The organism is uncultured Roseibium sp. (assembly GCF_947499295.1).
GTDB lineage: Bacteria > Pseudomonadota > Alphaproteobacteria > Rhizobiales > Stappiaceae > Roseibium.
Window position 1 is genome coordinate 1 of the sequence record NZ_CANMNP010000062.1, and the last position, 4,652, is coordinate 4,652.

The window sequence follows — 4,652 nt, forward strand, 5'->3', positions numbered from 1 at the left end:
AAAATCAACCAACACGATGAGCCAGTCTCTCCGCTAAGTCACGAAGCCATCAGCCCCAAATACCCTGACGACGGACAGTTTGTTGTCTTATCGTCCTTGAGAAGCGGCGTTCCGGTGAATGCGACATATGATGCATTCGGAAGCGCCTTGCGTATACGCTCATGGTTTTCACCGCTCTGGCTACGGTGCCCTTCATCAACCAAAACAATAATGTTTTCACTTGGGTTGTAGCACTCAGGCAGTTTCGCAGCGGTCCCGAATTTGTTGATGATAGAGAAGATAATTCGCTCGTTGCCTTTACCGATACGCTTTGCAAGATCACGTCCAGTAGAGGCTTTGGCGCGATTTTCCTCTTTCTTGATGCCTTTGGCCTCACCGAGTGCTCCGCCACTCACGAACGTCTTGGCGAGTTGCTTTTCAAGATCAATTCGGTCGGTTACAACAACCACGCGGCATTCAGTTAGGTTCTTGTGAAGCAAAAGCGCCTTACACAAAAACACCATCGTCAAGCTCTTGCCAGAGCCTGTGGTATGCCAGATCACTCCGCCGTCACGACCGCCCTTAGGCCGGACAATTGAAATCCGGTCTATCAGAGCCTTGATACCGAAAACCTGCTGATAGCGCGCCGCTACCTTGCCGATTTTGCGGTCGAACAATATGAAGAAGCGGATGAATTCAATCACTCGCTCCTTCGACAGCAGACTTATCAGGATGCGATCTTGATCAGTAACGAACTGCTCACCTTGCCAAAGTTTTTGGAAGTGTATTTGAACGCTGGGTGGTTTGCCAAACAAAAGAGCATCTCGGTCTTCTAACGACATTGGAGCATTCTTGATGGTGCTAAATTCTGCATCATCAATATCTTCCTCGCGCCATTTTGCCCAAAATTTCTTCGGCGTTTTCGTTGTGGCGTAACGACCTTCTGTCCCGCTGATTGACAGAAGTAGTTGTGAGTAGGCGAACAGATGCGGGATTTCATCCGTCTTTTGGTTGCGAATGGTTTGGCTTACCCCTTCATCAACCATCGACTTGTTGGGATTGCCAGAATCGGGCCGTTTAGCTTCGATGACCACAATTGGAAGGCCATTAATAAAACATACGATGTCGGGGCGACGCGTATGCGTACCGTCCGCCGCCAAGACTTCAAACTCTTCGGTAACAATGAAGCTGTTATTTTCAGGATTGTCCCAATCAATAATCTTGACTGTGGTGGAGTGCCTTTTTCCTTCCACGAACTCGGTCACCGTGATGCCCAGCGTTATGGCGTTGTACAGCCGTTCGCTTGCGGTCAGCAGGCCTTCTTGCAAGCCAGGTGATGAAAGATCACGGACAATCTGGTCAATCGCGTTGGTGGAAAGCGGATAGCTTTGACCCTTGAACTCAAACCGTCGTTTTTTAAGCTCTTCGACGAGGACGCTTTTGAGAATAACCGCTTTGTTTCCACCGCGCAGGGCCGAACAATCGGCGGAAGACATGAACGTCCAACCAAGAGACATCAACGTCTGAAGGGCGGGGATATGAGCTGAGAATTGCTCTGCGGTGTTGGGAGCGTGGGTCATTTTGGTCTGTACCCTTCCGCTCTCGCAATTCGCCCCAAAATATCTTTGAGCAGGATATCCATGTGGGAGTTCTCTGAATAATCGGCAGGAGCAACGAAATTCACTCGCCCGTCAGAGATCAGGCGATGGATTTTCTCTAGTGACCGGTCATCTCTTTTAGGATCATATGCTGCGATGGATTGTCCGCCATAGTGGCTCGTCATCTTCATCGCTGGAATGTCGGTGTTCCATCTCCTAAAAAGATCATCCTTGTAAAAGGAATTGGGCGCTCTTGTTCAGGCATGAAGGCGTTGATCGCTTCGTTGTCCCAAACATTCCCTATGCCTTTATTGATACGGAACAGGAACTGAGTTTTCGTTGTGTAATTGATGGCCAAGCTGGGCCAATCCGCTTCACCATTGTCATTGTAGATATAACGAGAGGCAAATATGCGCTTGAAATCCTCAGCTATGAGGCTTCCTTCAATCATCTCTTGGGTCCCAGAGGAGATGATGTAGTGCTCTAGTTTGAGGCCACGCTCCTTAGCGAACTCATTCAAACGACTGAACCAAGAGTGATCCGCGAGACCACCAAATAGTTGAGATGATCTTCCGTGGGTGCGGAGTTCTTCTTTAGTTACCTTTATACCTTTACGCTTTGCCTCTCGCAGCATGAGCTGCATGTAAACCAAGATTTCATCCGCATCGTTTTCTTTGGTGAGCCGCTTTACCTCTTTCCAAAAGTCTCCGCGCTCCATATCAATGGTCGGCAGAAACGAGTTTTCTTGAATATTGCCTCGCGCGAGCGTGCCATCGTAATCGTAAATAAGTGCTGTGCGTTTCAACTCACTCATGCTGCGACCTCCTCAATTTTGACGCGGCGTTTGCCGGTCAGGAGTTGTTGCATCAGTGCAGTCTTTTCTCGTTGAATCGCAGCAAGCTTCGTCTTCAGTATTGCTTCTGCTTCGATTACGGAATCTATTGATTTACTAATTTTTCTCTGCTCGGGCAGTGTGGGCAGAGGAACATAAATCTTAGAGAATTCACGCCACCTTAAACTCCCGCGGCGGTCGACCGACGCGTTGGTAAATGCAGCAAAAATTTGGCGATAATGCTCTGTTTTTAATAGCTTATACAGGTAGCCATTGTCGATTTCATGCGAAGCTTGAAATACGCAGTAGATCGGACTTACTTGTCCGATATCTGCTATGTCTTGGAGTCCGATTGATCCCTCTTCAATATGGTTTGAAGGAAAACCGAACTGCCCATACTTGATCAACTTATAGTTTGAAGTGTCATCACTAAATACTTTCTTCTTAAAGTATTCCAGTGAGCTGACAAAGCCATCATATTTTGTACATGACAGAACGGGAAAATCGTCGCCATCGACGTTTCGTTCACTAATTTCATCGGCAATCGAGCCAATCTGCACAAAATTCCAATCTTGCGGAATCAATCCATATTTTGTGCGTTGAAATTCATTTGACTTGATGAATTCTGAGTATCGATTTTTTCCGGTCAGCAGCTGTTGCATCAGAGCTTTTTTCTGAGCTTGGCAGTTCGCGATGAGCTTCTCAGTTGCTTGGACCGCACGGTCCCAAGTGGAGAGAATTTCGGCAATTCGTTCCTGCTCATGCAAGGGGGGAACAAGAATTTGGACGTCCCCTAGGTCTTTTTGTCCAATGTTCGCTCGAACAGCGCCTTGGGCGCGGCGAATAAGTTCGCGGCGGACAAATTTTGGCTGAAAACAGTAGCCGGAGTACCTAGTTGTAAGAAGCTTTTTTGTTTGTCGACCACGAATTACAAACCCACCGAAAACAATTGGCTCGTCGTCTGTATAGATTGCGGTCATAGCGATTTCATCGAATGTCTCAGAAGTTCGATTAAAAAGAATGTCTCCCCTAATTACAGAATATTCATTCCGCTGCTTTTCGGAGGCTTGCATAGAACCACGCACATCCGTCTTGTGAAGGAAATCATGTGCAAACACATCCATCACATTCACAAACTTTACACCGCTACCGTAGGCGCTTTTCTCTGCATTCATTCCATTTTTGAATTCGATGAAATTGCCGAGCTTTTCAAATTGCCAACCATCAGGAACCATAGCCAAGCTCCTTCAGGTAGCCATCCATCTGCGCTTCTAGGTCAGCAAGCTCTGCTTTCAACTTTTCGCGCTCGGCTCGCACGGCCATCAAGTCGATTTCTTCTTCCTCTTCGAAGGTGTCGACATAACGAGGGATGTTAAGGTTGAAATCGTTCTCCGCCATCTCTTCAGGCGTGGCGAAGTAAGCGTATTTATCGACGCCTTCGGGATCGCGCTCCTGGTATGTTTTGACGATCTTGGCGATATGATCTTCGGAAAGCTGATTTTGGTTTTTACCGGAGACAAACTCACGGCTGGCGTCAATGAACAGAACATTCTTGTCAGACTTGTTCTTGCGCAGTACCAAGATGGCGGCGGGAATGCCCGTGCCGTAAAAGAGCTTTTCGGGTAGACCGATCACGGCATCAAGCAAATTCTCTTCGACCAGCTTCTGACGAATTTTTCCTTCGCTAGAACCACGGAACAAAACCCCATGCGGCGCAACGACGGCCATGCGCCCCGTTTTGGGTTTCATGGTTTCGATCATGTGCAAGATGAAGGCATAATCGCCCTTGGTTTTGGGAGGAATACCGCGCCGGAAGCGGCTAAATTTGTCATTCTCCGCTGTTCCGTGACCCCATTTCTCAAGAGAGAAGGGCGGATTGGCGACCACCACATCGAAGTGCTTCAAGCGATCATCGCTATCAAGAATTTTGGGGTTTCGGATCGTATCGCCCCATTCAATGCGGTGATTGTCTTCCCCATGCAAAAACATATTCATTTTTGCGAGCGCCCAAGTGCTGCCGATCGCTTCTTGTCCATAGAGCGCGTATTTCTTGGAGCCGTTATGCTCGATCTGAACCCGCTGGCCACATTTCATGAGAAGCGATCCTGAGCCACAAGTCGGATCACAGATCTCTTCGCCTTCTTGAGGTGCAACCAATTCGGCCATAAGTGTCCGTCGTCAGGGTATTTGGGGCTGATGGCTTCGTGACTTAGCGGAGAGACTGGCTCATCGTGTTGGTTGAT

The 4,652-nt window shown here is 48.1% G+C and carries 3 protein-coding genes and 1 pseudogene; all 4 read right to left on the reverse strand.

All coding sequences use genetic code 11. From position 1 onward, the window contains the following. Window positions 1-38 precede the first annotated feature (38 nt). The gene (locus Q0835_RS29340) at window positions 39-1,559 is read right to left on the reverse strand and encodes an HsdR family type I site-specific deoxyribonuclease (protein WP_298966927.1); all 1,521 of its coding nucleotides are present in this window, start codon (window positions 1,557-1,559) and stop codon (window positions 39-41) included. Between the two features lie 205 nt (window positions 1,560-1,764). Further along, a complete protein-coding gene (locus Q0835_RS29345) occupies window positions 1,765-2,391 on the reverse strand; it encodes an HAD family hydrolase (RefSeq protein ID WP_298966929.1) in 627 nt (208 codons plus the stop codon). Further along, window positions 2,388-3,644: a restriction endonuclease subunit S gene (locus tag Q0835_RS29350; protein ID WP_298966932.1), complete on the reverse strand. Its 1,257-nt coding sequence runs from the start codon at window positions 3,642-3,644 to the stop codon at window positions 2,388-2,390. The genes Q0835_RS29345 and Q0835_RS29350 overlap by 4 nt, the downstream gene beginning before the upstream one ends. Then, window positions 3,634-4,578: pseudogene (locus tag Q0835_RS29355) on the reverse strand (N-6 DNA methylase); the annotation flags it as partial. The pseudogene Q0835_RS29355 and the gene Q0835_RS29350, both read right to left, overlap by 11 nt. Window positions 4,579-4,652: the final 74 nt, after the last annotated feature.